Source organism: Allobosea sp. P2_A10 (genome assembly GCF_056405115.1).
Window position 1 is genome coordinate 33,797 of sequence record NZ_JBFUCS010000015.1, and the last position, 15,592, is coordinate 49,388.

Annotated in this window: 18 protein-coding genes; 8 read left to right on the forward strand and 10 right to left on the reverse strand. The window is 66.2% G+C overall.

The window, feature by feature from the left end; genetic code table 11:
* Nucleotides 1-31 precede the first annotated feature (31 nt).
* Nucleotides 32-1,642, reverse strand: coding sequence for a malate synthase A (gene aceB, locus AC1DZY_RS19565; protein ID WP_476821819.1), 1,611 nt, complete (start codon nt 1,640-1,642; stop codon nt 32-34).
* A 322-nt stretch (nt 1,643-1,964) separates the two neighbouring features.
* Between aceB and AC1DZY_RS19570 the strand changes: the two genes are divergently transcribed.
* On the forward strand, nt 1,965-3,236 hold the full coding sequence (locus AC1DZY_RS19570; RefSeq protein ID WP_476821820.1) for a TadE/TadG family type IV pilus assembly protein: 1,272 nt from the start codon (nt 1,965-1,967) through the stop codon (nt 3,234-3,236).
* A gap of 25 nt (nt 3,237-3,261) precedes the next feature.
* On the opposite strand, the gene AC1DZY_RS19575 is transcribed toward AC1DZY_RS19570, so the two are convergent.
* From AC1DZY_RS19575 to ygfZ, 3 genes are read right to left on the reverse strand one after another with little or no spacing between them, the layout of a single operon-like run.
* Entirely contained in the window at nt 3,262-3,861 is a 600-nt protein-coding gene (locus tag AC1DZY_RS19575; protein ID WP_476821821.1) for a YfbR-like 5'-deoxynucleotidase, read from the reverse strand.
* A 19-nt stretch (nt 3,862-3,880) separates the two neighbouring features.
* On the reverse strand, nt 3,881-4,504 hold the full coding sequence (locus AC1DZY_RS19580) for a DNA-3-methyladenine glycosylase I (protein ID WP_476821822.1): 624 nt from the start codon (nt 4,502-4,504) through the stop codon (nt 3,881-3,883).
* Nucleotides 4,501-5,385, reverse strand: a complete 885-nt coding sequence (ygfZ, locus tag AC1DZY_RS19585; RefSeq protein WP_476821823.1) for a CAF17-like 4Fe-4S cluster assembly/insertion protein YgfZ — start codon at nt 5,383-5,385, stop codon at nt 4,501-4,503. The genes AC1DZY_RS19580 and ygfZ overlap by 4 nt, the downstream gene beginning before the upstream one ends.
* Nucleotides 5,386-5,682: 297 nt before the next feature.
* On the opposite strand from ygfZ, the gene AC1DZY_RS19590 reads away from it, so the two are divergent.
* Nucleotides 5,683-7,020 (forward strand): dihydroorotase, encoded by a 1,338-nt coding sequence (locus AC1DZY_RS19590; protein WP_476821824.1) that lies wholly within the window; start codon nt 5,683-5,685, stop codon nt 7,018-7,020.
* Nucleotides 7,021-7,146: 126 nt separating this feature from the next.
* Here AC1DZY_RS19590 and AC1DZY_RS19595 read toward each other — a convergent pair whose 3' ends face one another.
* On the reverse strand, nt 7,147-7,548 hold the full coding sequence (locus tag AC1DZY_RS19595; RefSeq protein WP_476821825.1) for a hypothetical protein: 402 nt from the start codon (nt 7,546-7,548) through the stop codon (nt 7,147-7,149).
* Nucleotides 7,549-7,755: 207 nt separating this feature from the next.
* Nucleotides 7,756-8,667, reverse strand: coding sequence for a LysR family transcriptional regulator (locus AC1DZY_RS19600; protein ID WP_476821826.1), 912 nt, complete (start codon nt 8,665-8,667; stop codon nt 7,756-7,758).
* Nucleotides 8,668-8,781: 114 nt separating this feature from the next.
* Between AC1DZY_RS19600 and AC1DZY_RS19605 the strand changes: the two genes are divergently transcribed.
* The 4 genes from AC1DZY_RS19605 to AC1DZY_RS19620 all read left to right on the forward strand — a co-directional run bounded on the left by AC1DZY_RS19605 (nt 8,782) and on the right by AC1DZY_RS19620 (nt 12,057).
* The gene (locus AC1DZY_RS19605; protein ID WP_476821827.1) at nt 8,782-9,780 is read left to right on the forward strand and encodes an NAD(P)H-dependent flavin oxidoreductase; all 999 of its coding nucleotides are present in this window, start codon (nt 8,782-8,784) and stop codon (nt 9,778-9,780) included.
* 110 nt (nt 9,781-9,890) lie between these two features.
* Nucleotides 9,891-10,313: a YciI family protein gene (locus AC1DZY_RS19610; protein ID WP_476821828.1), complete on the forward strand. Its 423-nt coding sequence runs from the start codon at nt 9,891-9,893 to the stop codon at nt 10,311-10,313.
* 4 nt (nt 10,314-10,317) lie between these two features.
* Nucleotides 10,318-10,740, forward strand: a complete 423-nt coding sequence (locus AC1DZY_RS19615) for a YciI family protein (protein ID WP_476821829.1) — start codon at nt 10,318-10,320, stop codon at nt 10,738-10,740.
* 42 nt (nt 10,741-10,782) lie between these two features.
* Nucleotides 10,783-12,057, forward strand: coding sequence for an RNA polymerase sigma factor (locus AC1DZY_RS19620; protein ID WP_476821830.1), 1,275 nt, complete (start codon nt 10,783-10,785; stop codon nt 12,055-12,057).
* A 3-nt stretch (nt 12,058-12,060) separates the two neighbouring features.
* Here the strand turns inward: AC1DZY_RS19620 and AC1DZY_RS19625 are convergent, their stop codons facing one another.
* Nucleotides 12,061-12,330: a hypothetical protein gene (locus AC1DZY_RS19625; RefSeq protein WP_476821831.1), complete on the reverse strand. Its 270-nt coding sequence runs from the start codon at nt 12,328-12,330 to the stop codon at nt 12,061-12,063.
* Between the two features lie 437 nt (nt 12,331-12,767).
* Here AC1DZY_RS19625 and AC1DZY_RS19630 point away from each other — a divergent pair, with 437 nt between their 5' ends.
* Both AC1DZY_RS19630 and AC1DZY_RS19635 read left to right on the forward strand, forming a co-directional pair.
* Complete coding sequence (locus AC1DZY_RS19630; protein ID WP_476821832.1) at nt 12,768-12,986, forward strand: hypothetical protein; 219 nt, start codon at nt 12,768-12,770, stop codon at nt 12,984-12,986.
* Nucleotides 12,987-13,086: 100 nt separating this feature from the next.
* Nucleotides 13,087-13,665, forward strand: coding sequence for a PilZ domain-containing protein (locus AC1DZY_RS19635; RefSeq protein ID WP_476821833.1), 579 nt, complete (start codon nt 13,087-13,089; stop codon nt 13,663-13,665).
* 190 nt (nt 13,666-13,855) lie between these two features.
* Here AC1DZY_RS19635 and AC1DZY_RS19640 read toward each other — a convergent pair whose 3' ends face one another.
* Genes AC1DZY_RS19640 through AC1DZY_RS19650 form a run of 3 tightly spaced genes read right to left on the reverse strand, consistent with a single transcriptional unit; the run spans nt 13,856 to nt 15,547 of the window.
* Nucleotides 13,856-14,323, reverse strand: coding sequence for a TIGR02301 family protein (locus AC1DZY_RS19640; RefSeq protein WP_476821834.1), 468 nt, complete (start codon nt 14,321-14,323; stop codon nt 13,856-13,858).
* Entirely contained in the window at nt 14,320-14,808 is a 489-nt protein-coding gene (locus tag AC1DZY_RS19645) for an NUDIX hydrolase (protein ID WP_476821835.1), read from the reverse strand. The genes AC1DZY_RS19640 and AC1DZY_RS19645 overlap by 4 nt, the downstream gene beginning before the upstream one ends.
* Before the next feature lie 16 nt (nt 14,809-14,824).
* Nucleotides 14,825-15,547 carry an SDR family NAD(P)-dependent oxidoreductase gene (locus AC1DZY_RS19650; protein WP_476821923.1) on the reverse strand — a complete coding sequence of 241 codons (723 nt, stop codon included), beginning with the start codon at nt 15,545-15,547 and terminating at the stop codon, nt 14,825-14,827.
* Nucleotides 15,548-15,592 lie beyond the last annotated feature (45 nt).

Here is a 15,592-nt window from a genome sequence, read left to right on the forward strand (position 1 = left end):
TTCTCTCTGCTTCTACGATAGTATTCGTCCCTCACAACTTCCCATAAGCCGGCACGGTCAGAAACTCCTCGAACTGCGGCGCGAGCGAGAGGCTTGAGAACAGCTCGATCGCCTCGGGGAACCTCCCCTTGTCGTAGGCTTCCGCGCCGAGTTCGCCCTTCACGCGCTCCATCTCCTCGGTGAGGCAGCGCCTGAACAGATCGGGCGTGACCTTGGTCTTGCCGTCGACCTCGACGCCGTAATTGACGAACTGCCAGATCTGGGCGCGGCTGATCTCGGCGGTCGCTGCGTCCTCCATCATGTTGTAGATCGGCACCGCGCCGCGTCCGCGCAGCCAGGCTTCGAGATATTGCACGCCGACGCGGATGTTTTCGCGGAAGCCCTCTTCCGAGCGCGTGCCCTGATGGACTTCGAGCAGGTCCTTCGTGGAGACGCTGACATCCTCGCGCGCCTTGTCGAGCTGGTTGGCCTGCGGCATCAGCCGGTCGAAGACCTCCATGGCGACGGGGACGAGGTCGGGATGGGCGACCCAGGTGCCGTCATGGCCGTTGCCGGCCTCGCGCTCCTTGTCGGCCTTGACCTTGGCGAAGGCGGCCGCATTGGCCTCCGGGTTGTTCTTGACCGGGATCTGGGCTGCCATGCCGCCCATGGCGAAGGCGCCGCGACGGTGGCAGGTCTTGATCAGCAGCAGCGAATAGGCGTTCAGGAACGCCTTCGTCATCACGACCTGCGAACGGTCGGGCAGGACATAGTCGGCGTTTCGGGCGAGCTTCTTGATGAAGGAGAAGATGTAGTCCCAGCGGCCGCAGTTCAGGCCGGCCATATGGTCCTTCAGCTCGAACAGGATCTCGTCCATCTCGAAGGCGGCTGGCAGGGTCTCGATCAGCACGGTCGCCTTGATCGTTCCCACTTTCAGGCCGAGCGCGTTCTGGGCGGCGACGAAGACATCGTTCCAGAGGCGGGCCTCGAGATGGCTCTCGAGCTTGGGCAGGTAGAAATAGGGGCCCGAGCCGGCTGCGAGCGCGGCCTTGGCGTTGTGGAAGAGATAGAGCCCGAAATCGACCAGCGAGCCTGACGCGATCTCGCCGTCGATCTCGATATGGGCTTCCGGCAGGTGCCAGCCGCGCGGGCGGATGATCAGCACGGCGGGGTTGGGCTTGAGCGCGTAGGCCTTGCCGGTGGTCGCGTCGGTGAAGTCGATCTGGTTGGCCCAGCGGTCCCTGAGGTTGAGCTGGCCCTCGATCATGTTGGCCCAGACCGGCGAGGAGGCGTCCTCGAAATCGGCCATGAAGACCTTTGCGCCGCAGTTCAGTGCATTGACGATCATCTTGCGGTCGACGGGGCCGGTGATCTCGACGCGGCGGTCCTGCAGGTCGGCGGGGATCGGAGCGACCTTCCAGTCGCCCTCGCGGATGTGGCGCGTCTCGGCCAGGAAATCGGGCGTCTCGCCGGCGTCGAAGCGCTTCTGGCGCTCCTTGCGCAGGCTGAGCAGGCGCTTGCGGGTCTCGTTGAAGCGGCGCTGCAGGTCGGCGACGAAGGCGAGCGCCTCGGTGGTGAGGATCTCGTCGAAGCGGGGGCCGATTGCGCCCTTGACGACGACGCCCTTGGGAAGGGCGAGGCTGGTGGCCTGAGGCTGCGACATGACGATCTCCCGTTTTCGTCCCGAATGATGCCGACACCATGCCCTGTCGCCGGCTTTATCGAAATCCGGAAAAAAGACGGATCACCTTTCCTGATTTTGCATCAATCCTCGGCGAGGGCCGGATGATCGGCGCTGGCGCGCCGGCGGACCGTGTCCGGTTGCATTGGCGTAAAATACACGCATTACGGGAAATGCGGATGGTTTCTTTACCGGATTCCACTGATAGGGCCGAGTTCCGCAGGTCCATTTTATGGATTCGTAAGTTCCGCGGCCCAACGCTGGCTTCAGTAAGCGCCCGTTTTGCGTTGTGGAGTACCCGGCGATGGTTACGCTCGAAACCGCCAAGAAGACATCGAAGTCGCTGCTCGCCCGCTTCGGGCAGGACGCAGGCGGAAACGTCATGATGCTGTTTGCGCTGGCGATCATTCCAGTGCTTGGGCTCGCCGGCGCGCTGATCGATTATTCCCGCGCCGCCACCGTGCGCTCGCAGCTCAACGCCGCCGTCGACTCGGCCGCGCTGATGGCGGCCCGCGACGCGCCCAAGCTCACCGATGCCGAAGCGACGGCGCGGATCAACAACTGGATCCGCGGCAACCTGCATGGCGACGCGGCGTCGTCCTTCACCAGCGCGACCATCGCGATCGACCGCACGCAGCGCACCGTGAACATCACCGCCAACGTCAACGTCGACACGCGCCTCGCCCAGCTCATCGGCCAGACGACGGTTCCGGTCTCGAGCAAGAGCCAGGCCGCCTGGGGCACCAACAAGATCGAGCTCGCACTGGCGCTCGACAACACCGGCTCGATGGCGTCGTCAGGCAAGATGACCGCGCTGAAGGCGGCCTCGCTCGACATGATCCAGATCATGAAGGACGCGACGCTGGAGCCGCAGCAGATCAAGCTCTCGGTCATCCCCTTCAACACGCAGGTGAAGATCTCAACGAGCTACAAGGACGAGCCCTGGCTGCGCTACGACCAGACCCGCACGACGGGCAGCGGCAAGAACAAGGTCACCGAGACGATCAGCAAATCGACCTGGACCGGCTGCGTCTCCGACCGCGACATGACCTATGACGCCCAGGACAACGGCCCGGTCGGCGCCTATGCCACGCTTTATCCGGCCGATTTCTGCGACCAGCCGACCCTGACCGTCATGCGGCCGCTGACCGACGACTGGACGGCGCTCAACGCGACGATCAATGCGATGACCCCGGTCGGCAACACCAACGTGACCATCGGCGCGATGTGGGGCCTGGCGTCGCTTTCGACTGGCGTGCCGCTGACCGAAGCCCAGGCGCCGACCACGCCGCGCCTGAAGAAGTTCATGGTCCTGCTGACCGACGGCGACAACACCGAGAACCGCTTCACGACCAACGGCACCGAGATCGACGCGCGCACCACTGCCGCTTGCAACACCATCAAGGCGGCAGGCGTCACGCTCTACACCATCCGCGTGATCGACGGCGACGCCGCCCTGCTCAAGTCCTGCGCCTCGAGCCCGAGCCAGTATTACGACGTCAAGAACGCCTCGGAGCTCACGCCGGTGTTCAAGCAGATCGCCGGCGAAATCAGCGCGGTGCGCCTGACGCAGTAAGCGAGACCGCCGTCCTGCTCCGCAATCAGGCGGACAGGGCGGCGAACCGCTGAAGGAAGGCGGTCTGGGCCGCTTCCGTGTCGAGCGGGTCGAGCCATGCCAGCACGGCGCGCGGCAAAGCCTGCGGCCGGCCGAAGAACTGCAGCGCCTCCTCGCGTGAAAAGCCCGCCAGCTCGGTCGCCTCCAGGAAGGCTGCGATCATGTCGGCTGACTTGATCCTGCGCCTGAGCGCGGCGGGCGTCGCAGCCGGCAGGCCGAAACGCAGATGAATCGCGCTCAGCAGGCGCAGCTCCACGCCCTTGTATGCGTCGCCCATGACCGCCTTGAACGGCGAGATCATGTCGCCGATGACGTATTCGGGCGCATCGTGCAGCAGCGCCATCAGCCGTACGGCGTTCGTGCAGTCCGGGTCGAGATGATCGGCGATCGCCTCGACCAGCAGGCTGTGCTGGGCGACCGAAAACGAGTGCGCCCCGCGCGTCTGGCCGTTCCAGCGCGCGACGCGGGCCAACCCATGGGCGATGTCCTCGATCTCGATGTCGAGGGCTGAGGGATCGAGCAGGTCGAGCCTTCGTCCCGAGAGCATGCGCTGCCAGGCGCGCGGCGGGGCGGGCGGCTTTGTCATGGTCAAGGCCCGGCCATGCTCAGGCGACCGACCTGAGGTCGCGCGCCAGCATGCCGCATTCCTGCCGCCGGAAGCACCCCGTCAGGTGGTCGTTGACCAGCCCGCAGGCCTCCATGAAGGCGTAGACGATGGTCGGGCCGCAGAAGGTGAAGCCGGCGGCCTTCAATTCCTTGCCCATGGCGACGGAGACCGCCGTCTGCGTCGGCACCTCCTCATGGGTGCGGAAGGCGTTTTGCGTCACGCGGCCGTCGAGATGCTTCCAGAGGAAGTCGGCGAAGGGTTCGCGCTCGCTGATCGCGAGATAAGCGCGCGCGCTCTTGATCGCGCCCTCGATCTTGCCGCGATGGCGGATGATGCCGGCGTCCTGAAGCAGGCGCTGCACGTCGGCTTCGGTAAAGCGCGCCATGGCGTCCGGCTCGAAATTGGCGAAGCCGGCGCGGAAGGCGTCGCGCTTGCGCAGGATGGTGATCCAGGACAGACCGGCCTGGAAGCCGTCGAGGATCAGCTTCTCGAACAAGGCGCGCGAATCGTACTCCGGCACGCCCCATTCGGTGTCGTGATAGGCGAGATAGAGCGGATCGGTGCCCGGCCAGACGCAGCGGAATTTCCCGTCCGGACCCTCGATGGCGGCGCGTCCAGTCATGCAGCGGCTCCAAAGCCCGGTTCGTCGGGGAAGGGGAAGCGGATGAAGCCGGGCTTGGCGAGGGTGAAGGAAAGTCCGCCTGCCGTCAGCGGTAGGCCGGCGGCGAGCGCATCCGCGACGCGGTCGAGCCTGAGCATGGCGAGCCCGCGTCCGGCGGCGCAGGTGCCGATGCGGCCGATCGGCTTTTCGCCCGCGACGGCCTCGATCCCTTCCTCGGGCACCACGCCGTCGTCGAAGACGATGGGCACCACGCGGGTGCGCGCCGTGCCGCGATGCTGCATGCGCGACACCACCTCCTGGCCGATATAGCAGCCCTTCTTGAACGAGACGCCGCCGAGCTGGTCGAGCAGCGCCTCATGCGGGAAGGCGTCGCCGAGCACGAAATCGCGGCCGCCATCGGGGATGCCGAGCGCGATGCGGCGGGCATGCCAGGCGCTGGCGTCGTCGCCGGCGAGGCTTGCGACCTCGGCCCGGTCGGTGATGGCGCGCTGGCCCAGCGCGGCCAGGCGCGGATCGTCATAGACCAGGCCTGCATCGGCCGGCAGGGCCGAGCCTTCCGGTGCGGCGACCACGGCGCAGGCCTCGGTCAGGTCGTCGAGCGCGACCTTAGCGCGCAGCTTGTAGAGTTTCAGGCGCTTCATCAGATCGGCCGCAAACAGCAGGGGAGCGTCGAGATAATAGCCGCCGCCATCCGCTTCGCTGGCCGCGACGATCAGGAAATCGCAGATGATCTTGCCTTGCGGTGTCAGCAGCGCGCCATAGCCGGCGTGTTCGGGCGTAACCGCCTCCATGTCGTTGGTGACGAGATTCTGCAGGAACTCACGCGCGTCGTCGCCGCTGACGCGGATCACGCCGCGATCGACCAGTTGGACTGCAGTCATGTCTTTGCCCTTGCTGCGCTTGCGATGACGGCTTGCGTTTGCAAACGGTATTCCAGCCGATAGGTAGGCGGCTTGAGCCGTCTTCTCAACTCGCCTGCGCGCGATCTTTCCGCTAACTCCGTTTCATCTGCCTCGTGAACCACGCCGTCATCCCGGACGCAGCGAAGCGGAGATCCGGGATCCATCATAGAGCGCCGTCGAGCCCTATGATGGATCCCGGATCAGCGCGGCTTCGCCGCTTGTCCGGGATGACGGCGTGGTTCAGGAGCACCATAGGCCAGCTTCAGGAGACCCCCCATGCCGCAAACCTTCGACGTCATCCTCAAGGGCGGCACCGTGGTGAACCATGATGGGCGCGTGCAGCGAGACCTCGGCATCACCGCCGGCAAGATCGTGGCGCTGGGCGATCTGTCGCGGGCGTCGGCAGGCGAGGTCGTCGATTGCACCGGCCTGCACATCCTGCCCGGCGTGATCGACTCACAGGTGCATTTCCGCGAACCGGGTCTCGACCACAAGGAAGACCTCGAGACCGGCTCGCGCGCGGCGGTGATGGGCGGCGTCACCTGCGTCTTCGAGATGCCCAACACCAACCCGCTGACGACCACGCCTGAGGCTCTGGCCGACAAGATCAGGCGCGGGCGTCACCGGATGCATTGCGACTTCGCCTTCTGGGTCGGCGGCACGCATGAGAACGCCAAAGACGTGCCCGAGCTGGAGCGGCTGCCGGGCGCCGCCGGCATCAAGGTGTTCATGGGCTCGTCCACCGGCGATCTCCTGGTCGAGGACGATGCCGGCGTCACTGACATCCTGAAGCGGACGCGCCGGCGCGCCGCCTTCCACTCCGAGGACGAGGCCATGCTGCGCGAACGGATGGGCCTGCGCGTGACCGGCGATCCGTCGAGCCATCCGGTCTGGCGCTCGCCCGAGGTGGCGCTGACCTGCACCAGGCGGCTGGTCAGGATCGCCCGCGAAACCGGCGCGCGCGTCCATATCCTGCACATCTCGACCGGCGACGAGATGGAGTTCCTTAGGGATCACAAGGACGTCGCGACCGTCGAGGTTTTACCCAACCATCTGACGCTGGTCGCGCCCGACTGCTACGACCGGCTCGGCACCTACGCCCAGATGAACCCGCCGATCCGCGACGACAGCCACCGCCAGCGCATATGGTGGGGCGTGGAGCAGGGCATCGTCGACGTGCTCGGCTCCGACCACGCGCCCCATACCCATGAGGAGAAGCACCACGCCTATCCCGCCAGCCATTCCGGCATGCCCGGCGTGCAGACGCTGGTTCCGATCATGCTCGACCATGTCAATGCCGGCAGGCTTTCGCTGGAGCGCTTCGTCGATCTCTCGAGCCACGGGCCGCAGCGCATCTTCGGGATGGAGGGCAAGGGCCGGATCGCGGCCGGTTACGACGCCGACCTCACGATCGTCGACCTGAAGCGGCGCGAGACCATCACCAATGCCTGGGGCGCGTCGAAATGCGGCTGGACGCCCTATGACGGCGTCAGCGTCACCGGCTGGCCGGTCGGCACCTTCGTGCGCGGCCGCAAGGTGATGTGGGAGGCGCAGATCGTCACCCCGTCGCAAGGCGAGCCGGCGCGGTTCCTGGAGGCGCTGCCGCGGGGGTGAACTTCACCCTGCCCACACTACCGAACGACGGCCATCGCGAAGGCGTAGCTTTCTACCGCATCTCGCTCAAGGTTTGGCTGGCTTCCTTCAGAAAGAAGAATCCGGCCGCGCAATCTGCCTAATCTTCTATTCAACCCGGTAGGTGATGCTGAGTGGATCGGCGTTCTCTATCACAATCGTCTTGCCCGCGACGGGGACGCGAGGGTGCGTTTTCCAATTCAACTCGATCGGGATCGTGGGCTGCTGGGCGCTCGTCGTAGTGGACCCGCTCGCGGGGATATAGGCCAATCCCCTAGTCGTGCTGGTTGCCTCGAACTGGCGATTGCCGATCGTTCCGTAGGCGCTCGAACTGGATTGGGTAGGAACAATCAATGGGGTGCTGTTCATCGTCGTTGCGTCCGAGGCGGTCGTGACGCCACTGCGCAACAGGACTGCATTGCTACCCTTCAAGCCGCCGTATTGGACGGTAGTGAACCCGGTGGGTCTCGTACGACCAAAGAGATCGGCATTGCCGAAGGCGTTTGGCATGCTTTCGCGGCCCTCGGCTCGGAGGATTACGTCGCCGATGCCGGCAGTAACCGTCTGGCCGATTGGCGACGAAACCTTCGTTTGCTGTGTGACTGGACTGCACCCTGACAAAACAAAAGCAATGGTAGCTGCACATCTTACGAGCATAGCGCCTCCTTGATCGAAGCCTAGGTGAGGAAAAAGCAACTCACAATAGAGTCGAGATCGTCACCCCGTCGCAAGGCGAGCCGGCGCGGTTCCTGGAGGCGCTGCCGCGGGGGTGAGCAGATCGATAAAGCTGAGCAGCGCCCGGCTTTCATAGGCGTCGCGGCGGCGGATGAAGAGCGTCGCGGCGATGCCGTCCTCGCCCGTGACCGGATGCCAGTGCAGGGCTTCCCGCTGCGCCGATTGCAGCACGACCGCGCGCGGCAACAGCGTGATGCCGACGCCGGCGGCGACGCAGCCGAGAATGCCGTCGAGCGTGCCGAATTCGAGGCGGGCATAGGAGGGCAGGCCGAGCCGCGCCAGCACCTGCTCCATACGCTGGCGATAGGAGCAGCCGAGGCGGAAAGACAGAACGGTCAGCCCGGATTCGGCGAGCGTTCGCAGCGCGGCGAGGTCGCCGATCGCGGCCGGCGTCACCAGGCCGAGATGCTCTTCAAAGGCAGGGACGGTTTCGATCTCGGCATGCTGGATCGGGCCGGAGACGAAGGCTCCGTCGACCTCGCGCCGCAGCACGGCCTCGACGAGATCGGCGGTCGGTCCGGTGCGCAGGCTGAGCCGCACCGCCGGATAAGCCTGATGGAAGGCCGCCAGCAGCGGCGGCAGGCGTACGGCCGCCGTCGTCTCCATCGCACCCAGATGCAGCGGCCCCTGCGGCGCGACATCGTCGCGCGCCGCGAGCTTGGCCTCGCGCATGAGCGAGAGCATGCGCTCGGCAAAAGGCAGCAGGCGCTCACCGGCCTGCGTCAGCGCCATGCCGCGGCTGTGCCGCTCGAACAAGGGCAGCCCGATCTCGTCCTCCAGCGCCTTGATGCGCGTGGTGACGTTGGATTGTACGGTGTGGATCGCGCGGGCGGCAGCCGTGATGCCGCCGGTGCGCGCCACGGCGGCGAAGGTGCTCAGTTCGGTCAGGTCCATGATTAAGCGTTCTTGAATCGGAAACGAAAAATTCTCATCAAATCATGATAGCAGAACGTTCTTTGCGTGTAAGCTTCATTATACGGCGATTTCGACATTGTGAGGCTTGAGGCGATGACCATCGAGACCAGACTGACCGACATGCTCGGCGTCACCCATCCGGTGATGCTCGCCGCCATGGACATCGTCGCGAACGCCCGGCTGACGCGAACCGTCTCGGAGGCCGGCGGCTTCGGCATTCTCGGCGGCGGCTATGGCGATGCGGCCTGGCTTTCGGCCGAGCTGCCGGAACTCGTCGCGGCGCGGGCGGCGTCGGGCCTGCGTTTCGGCGTCGGCTTCATCACCTGGAGCCTCGCCCGCCAGCCCGAACTGCTCGACCTCGCGCTCGCGGCCAAGCCCGACGCGGTCTGGCTCTCCTTCGGCGACCCCGAGCCCTTCGCGGCGAAGATCAAGGCGGCCGGTGCAAAGGTGATCTGCCAGGTCCAGACCGTCGAGATGGCGCGCGACGCGGTCGCCAAGGGCGCCGACATCATCGTGGCGCAAGGGGCCGAGGCTGGCGGACACGGCGCCTCGCGCGGCACCTTCGCGCTGGTCCCGGCGGTTGCCGATGCGGTCGGCGACAAGGCGGTGGTGGTCGCGGCCGGCGGTGTCGCCGATGGGCGCGGGCTTGCAGCCGCGCTGATGCTCGGGGCGGAGGGCGTCGTCGTCGGCACGCGGCTTTATGCCAGCACCGAAGCCGTCGGGCACCCCGCCGCCAAGCAGCGCATCGTCGAGGCCTCGGGCGACGACACCGTGCGCGGGCTGATCTTCGACATCTCGCGCCAGAACGTCTGGCCCGCACCGTTCACCGGGCGCTGCCTCGTCAACGCCCATGCGAAGCGCTGGATGGGCCGCGAGGTCGAGCTGATGCAGAACGTTCGGACGGAAGCCCCGCGCTATCAGGCGGCGCGCGAGACGGGCGATTTCGACACCGCCGCCGTGATCGCCGGCGAGGGGGCGGCGTTGATCTCCGACGTGCTGCCGGCGGCTGTGATCGTGACGGAGATGGTCGCGAAAGCCGAGGCGCTGCTGGCGGCCGGGCAGGGCGGTTCGGTCAGGCTCGGGGCGCGCTGAACCGCCGCCTGAATATTTTTTCAAGACCTTGTCGATCCCGGGCGCGTTCGTTCGACGTGAGTGCGGAGAGCCGATGTGCTCTCATCATGACGAACCCGATGGAGATGACGATGCGTTTGATGGTTCTGGTCAAGGCGAATGCGGATTCGGAGTCCGGCGTGATGCCGGCTTCGGATATGCTGACCAAGATGGGCGCCTATAACGAGGAACTCGTGAAGGCTGGCGTCATGCTGGCAGGCGAGGGGCTGCATCCGAGTTCGAGGGGGTTGCGCATGCGCTTCTCGGGCGCGGAGCGGACCATCATCGACGGCCCCTTCGCCGAGACCAAGGAGTTGCTGGCCGGCTTCTGGCTCTGGCAGGTCCGCTCGATGGACGAGGCCGTCGAATGGCTCAAGCGCGCGCCTTTCGATGGCGGCACCGAGATCGAGATCCGCAAGGTCTTCGAAACGGAGGATTTCGGCGAGGAGCTGACGCCCGAGTTGCGCGAGCAGGAAGACCGGATGCGGGCCGCTTCCGGCATGAAGAGGGATTGATCCGATGCGCTTCATGGTGATGGTCAAGGCGACCACGGACAGCGAGGCCGGCGCGACGCCGAGCGCGGAGCTGCTGAATGCGATGATGGCCTATAACGAGGAGCTGGTGAAAGCCGGCGTCATGAAGGGCGGCGACGGCCTCCATCCAAGTTCGAGGGGCGTGCGCGTCCAGTTCGACGGCGCGAAGCGAACAGTGGTCGATGGACCCTTCGCCGAGACCAAGGAACTGGTCGCGGGCTATTGGCTCTGGGAGTGCGACTCGCTCCAAGAGGCGATCGACTGGGTCAAGCGCTGCCCGAACCCCATGCCAGGCCCGTCCGATATCGAAATCCGCCAGATCTTCGATCTCAGCGATTTCGGCGAGGTCGTGACGCCCGAGATCGCGGCGGACTGGGATCGGCTCAAGGCGATCGCGGACAAGGCCTGAGCCGCTTGCCAGATGAGCCGCTGATGGTGTGTATCGCTGCCGATGTCGGCGAGCGATGCACACCACGCCATAGAGACGGTCTGGCGGATCGAGGCGCCCCGGCTGATCGCGGGGCTCGCCCGCATCGTGCGCGATATCGGACGGGCCGAGGAGCTGGCGCAGGACGCCCTGGTCGCGGCGCTGGCGCAATGGCCGGCTGAGGGCGTTCCACGCAATCCCGGCGCATGGCTGATGCAGGCGGCCAAACATCGCGCGATCGACGCGATCAGGCGCGACAGGCTGGCTTTGCGCAAGCATGAGGAACTCGGACACGAGATCGAGACCGACGCGATGGGCATGCCCGATCTCGACACAGCCCTCGACGACGAGGTCGGCGACGACCTGCTGCGGCTGATCTTCACCGCCTGCCACCCCGTGCTTGCGACCGAGGCCAGGCTCGCGCTGACGCTGCGGCTCGTCGGCGGGCTGACGACGGAGGAGATCGCGCGCGCCTTCCTCGTGCCCGAGCCGACCATGGCGCAGCGCATCGTGCGGGCAAAGAAGTCGCTGAGCGAGGCCGGCGTGCCCTACGAGGTGCCCCATGGCCCGGAGCTGGCGCGACGGCTCGCCTCGGTGCTGGAGGTGATCTACCTGATCTTCAACGAGGGCTATGCCGCGACCGCCGGAAACGACTGGATCAGGCCCGCGCTGTGCGAGGAGGCGATGCGGCTGGGGCGCATCCTGGCGGAGCGCGCGCCGCAGGAGCCCGAGGTGCATGGGCTCGTCGCGCTGATGGAGCTGCAGGCGTCGCGACTGAGGGCGCGGGTCGGCCCGGGTGGCGAGCCGATCCTGCTGCTCGACCAGAATCGCGGGCGCTGGGACCGGCTTTTGATCGGGCGCGGGCTTGCCGGATTGGCGCGGGCGCAAAAGCTCGCCGGCAACGCCCCCGGCCCCTATCTGCTGCAGGCGGCGCTCGCGGCCTGCCATGCCCGCGCACTGAGCGCCGACGCGACCGACTGGAGCGCGATCGCCGCGCTGTATGCCGTGCTCGGGCGGATCGCGCCATCGCCAGTGGTCGAACTCAACCGCGCGGTCGCGGTTTCGATGGCGGAAGGACCTGCCGCCGGGCTGGTGCTGGTCGAGGCGCTCACTGCGGAGCCTGCCTTGCGGCGCTATCACCTGCTGGCGAGCGTGCGGGGTGATTTTCTGGCCAAGCTCGGCCGCCATGGCGAAGCAGCCGAAGCCTTCGATCGCGCGGTCGCCCTGACCAAGAACGAGCGCGAGAGGGCGCTCATGCAGGCGCGTGCGGCGACGGAGCGGGCGGCCGCTGCGGGATGAGGTTCAGTGGCGGGTGCCGCTCGTGAAGGCGCCGGCCCTGATCTTGTCGGGCAGGGCTTCCGCGAAGACGGCGGTTGCGTCCTCGCCATAGGTCTCGACCAGCGTGCGGAAGGCGGCAAACAGCGCGGCATGGGCGAGCGCGTCGGAATCGAGCCCGTCCTGCTGGGCTTCGGCAAAGGCATCCTCGACATAGCCATAGGCGACGCGACGGGCGTCGCCCGCATCCTCGGACAGCGACGGGTCGAGCGGCATATCGTCGGGGAGAATGGACATGGCAGGCAAGAAACTCTGCGGCTACGGCACGGCGAGACGGACGAGACGACACGGCCTTTGACCAGCGCAAGGCAGGCCGGGACCGACCCCCATTCATAGGCAGAACGGGCAGCGCGCCGCCACTGCCGGCTTTAAGAAAGGTTAACGCGGCTGCGATGATTTTGGGCAATCCGGGGCGCGACCTCCTTGCGAGGCATGAAGCGACGACACGCGATAAGCGAAGACCTGCGATAAGCGAAGACCTGCGATTTGGGCCATCGCCCCGATGCGTCGCGAAGATACCAAACCTGCCTGACAAATTGCGGCCGTGGCGGCGGCGTTCAGCTTGCCTTGCAAGTCTATTTTGGTCTCTATCCGCCCCCGGTGGTAAGCCTAATCGTTGTGATGAACGTTGAAACAGGATTGCTCAAAGACGAATAATCGCTTTCAACGCGGATATGCTCGATCCGCTCTCAAAAAGAAAAGCCAGGTTGAAGGCGTTGCGCCTTTCGGTCAGCCTGGCCGCAGGCATCATGATCCGTGATCACGGCCCTGATGCGCATCGGAAGGCGACGTCGATCCTGGAACAGTGCGATCGCGAAGCAAACTACGCTGAGACAAGATTTTGGACCGCCGTGGCTTCGGAAATAAACGCCAGAACGATTGTTCTGCACTAACCATCGCGACGGAGCGCCATCGATATCGGCAGTCTCAACGGATTTACGCTCGGTAAATACATCCGACCTATCTTTGGCCTTGCTTGCCTCGGATAGTCACATGCACGATCAGCGCCGTCATCAACGCCATCCTGTCAGGCTAAAAGGTCGCTATATGCTGCCCGATGGCAGCGAGCATCCTTGCGACACCATCGACGTCTCGCCCGGCGGCCTGCGCCTGAAAGCGCTGTTCGTGCCTTATCGCGGGCAGCGTATCGTGGCGTATCTGTCGGAGCTCGGCCGGATCGAGGGCACCGCGACGCGCATACTCAAGGATGGCTTCGCCCTGTCCATCGACGCGACCGGCCGCAAGCGCGAGAAACTCTTGACCGCCCTGACCTGGGCCTGCAACCGGGACGATGGCGAGGTGGCCGATACCCGGGGCGCGTCCCGGATCGTCCCGCGTCGCGCGACGGGCGTGTTGACGCTGGCTGACGGCAGGCGAATCAGGGTCGGCGTCGCCAATGTTTCATCGACAGGCGCGGCCATCACCTCGCCGGATCATTTGCCGCTCGATTCGTCGGTGTTGCTGGGCCATCGCGCAGCCATCGTGCTGCGTGTCGAGGACGGCAGCTACGCCTTGGCGTTCACGACGCCGATCTCCGATCAGGAGCTGAACCCAGGCATTGCCTTCGAGTAGCTGCGTCGATGCGGCTTGGAATCACGCCGTCATCCCGGGCGCAGCGCAGCGGAGACCCGGGATCCATTCCTGAACGCTGGTCTTGAGAGGTTCAGGAATGGATCCCGGATCGGCGCTGCTGCGCAGCTTGTCCGGGATGACCCTCGAGAGGATTCAAGCAGAGCGCGAGACGATATCGAGCAGCTCCGATCTACCCGCCATAGCGCCCGGCCAGAACCCGCGCGAGGCGCTCGCCTTCTCCCGCCAGACGCGACGAGGCCTCCTGACTGCCATCCGAGCAGGAGCGGTGGGTCACCGAATAGGCCCGGAAGCCGCGGTTAAAGGCGGTCGTCAGGCGCTCGCGGCGCTCGGGCGTGCGGCCTTCGGCCTCGATCAGCGCGGTCATGCGGGTGCGCCATTCCTCGGCCTCGCGCCCGGCACAGAGCGTGCGCAGATAGGCCAGCGACCCCATGATTTCGGAGAGCTTCAGGAGTTGCGGTTCGTAGGGCGGCGGCGCGGGTTCAGGAGCTTCCACCGGCGGTTTGGGCGCGGCCGGGCGCTGGGCCTGCGCAAGCGCCGGGCCTATGGCGGCAAGGCTTACGGCGGCAAGGCTTGCGGCGGCAAGGCTCGCGGCTGTAAGGCCGAGCCAGAGCGTCGCCAGGAGCGCGGCGCGCTTCACACGCCGCCTCCACCATCGCGCCGGAGCGCGTGGGCGCGCCGGAGAACATCGCCGAGTTCGCGCGTCGTCGGCAGGCCGCCGAGATGCAGCGGGTCGGCCCACATCACCGCGCCGGCTTCCGGGCCGGTCTTGGGCTCGCCCGAGACCCATTCGCCGACGAAGGACGCGACGACGAAATGATGGGTCACCGCGCCCTTGTCGTCACGGCCGAAAATCTCGACATGGCGGTTGAACGCAACGATGCGGGCGGTGACGCCGACCTCTTCGTCGAGTTCGCGAAGCGCTGCCTGTTCCAGCGTCTCGCCGGGCTCGACCTTGCCCCCCGGCAGCGACCAGAGCCGGTCGGCAGGCGGTTTCGTGCGCGTCGCCAGCAGCACCTTGCCGTCCTCGCGGAAGACCGCGATGGAGGCCGCCAGAACTGGCCGGGCCGGCGCCTTGCCGGCTGCCGGAAATTTGATGACCTGGCCGCTGCTGTCCGAGTTCATGGCTGCGTCGCTTGGCTCACACGTGCTGCCCGCCATTGATGTGGAGTTCCGCGCCGGTGACGTAGCTCGAGGCGTCGGTGCAGAGGAACTGGATCGCCTTGGCGACCTCGCTCGTCGTGCCGAGCCTGCCGAGCGGCAGCGTCGCGACGATCTTCTCGGTGCCGGGCGACAGGATCGCCGTGTCGATCTCGCCCGGCGAAATCGAGTTCACGCGGATGCCGAGCGGGCCGAAATCAGCCGCCATCTCGCGGGTCAGGCTGGCGAGCGCTGCCTTGGAGGTGGCATAGGCCGCGCCGGCGAAGGGGTGCACGCGCGAGCCCGCGATCGAGGTAACGTTGACGATCGCGCCCTTGGCGGCAGTGAGCTCATCGAGAAGACCCCGCGCGAGCATGATCGGCGCGAAGAAATTAACCTGGAAGACCTTGTGCCAGTCGTTGAAGGATGTCGTCGCGGCGCCGAGCCTTGCGCCCTTGGGGCCCTTGGGCGAGATGCCGGCATTGTTGACGAGCGCATTCAGCTTGCCGCCCTCGACCGCGAGCCGCTTCTTGATTTCGGCGATGCCGCGCATCGTGTCCTCGGGGTCGCCGAGATCGATCTGGACATGGTCGTCGGCGCCCGACGGCCATGGACATTTGTCTGAAAACGCCTGACGCGAGCAGGACAGGATGCGCCAGCCCGCCATGGCAAACTGCATCACCGTGGCGTGGCCGATGCCGCGGCTCGCACCGGTCAGCAGCATCACCGGGCGCTTGCCGGCTTCCGTCTTCGGAAAATCGAATTTTGG